At 60.9% G+C, this 1,165-nt stretch carries 1 pseudogene; it reads left to right on the top strand.

The window, feature by feature from the left end:
- Positions 1-1,140: pseudogene (locus ACR0DG_RS21430) on the top strand (IS3 family transposase); the annotation flags it as partial.
- Positions 1,141-1,165 lie beyond the last annotated feature (25 nt).

Here is a 1,165-nt window from a genome sequence, read left to right as displayed (position 1 = left end):
GGAAGCCCAGATCATTGGGATGATCAAAGAACAGGAAGCCGGGATGCCGACTGCGGAGGTGTGCCGCAAGCACGGTCTCAGCTAGGGCACGTTCTACAAATACAAATCGAAGTATGGCGGCATGGAGGTGTTTGACGTCGCGAAGCTGAGAGTGATGGAGGACGAGAATGCCGAGCTCAAGCGGCTGCTGGCCGACGCCATGCTGGACAACGTGGTGGTGAAGGATCTTTTGGGAAAGAACTGACGACGCCGAGTGAGCGGCGAGAGGTAGCGCTCAGGGCGATGCGGGATCATGACATCTCGCAACGCCGGACCTGCCGACTTGTCGGTGTCGATCCGAAGACGGTCCGGCGTGAACGCCCGCCGAACAATCCCGAGATACGCAAGGAGATGAAGGCTATCGCTGCCAAGCGCCGCCGGTTCAGCTATCGGCGGATTGGCGTGATGCGGGAGCGCAAGGGGATGATCATGAACCACAAGAAGCTCTATCGCTTGTACACGGATGAGAAGCTGGGTGTCAGGTGACGACGGGGCCGCAAACGGGCGCGGGGATCGCGGACACCAATGCCGAAGGCGCTGAGACCGGGCGAACGCGGGTCGCTGGACTTCTTGTCTGACACGTTCGGGGCTTCACGCCGGTTCCGCATTCTGGCGGTGAACGATGATTGCTGCCGCGAGAACCTGTGCCTGATGGCCGACGCGAGCATCTCAGGGGCCAGAGACGCGCGGGAGCTGGATGCGCTTGTCCACCTCTATGGCAGACCGACCAGCATTGTCAGCGACAACGGGACCGAGTTCACCAGCCGGGCAATCCTGAAGTGGGCCAACGACAACAGCGTCCACTGGCACTACATCGATCCGGGCAAGCCGCAGCAGAACGCCTTCATCGAAAGCTTCAACGGCAGCCTGCGCGATGAGCTCCTGAACGAGGAGATGTTCGACAGACTGGAGGATGCCCGGCGCAAGCTGGCGCTCTGGCGATACGGCTACACCAACGTCAGGCCCCACTCATCGCTCGGCCATCAAACACCCGCAGAAGCGCGCCGGACGCTTGAACAGTTTGAGGGCTCCGCGCCCGGCGCGCTTGCCCAATCAGACGACGGAGAATATGAAAACCAAACCCGCAGACTCTCGTTATGAAGGAGAGAGCCTTGGGAGGTAGGTC

The organism is Ruegeria sp. BG8, assembly GCF_056538325.1.
The sequence above is the reverse complement of the archived record's forward strand: the minus strand, read 5'-3'. Positions and strand labels throughout refer to the sequence as shown.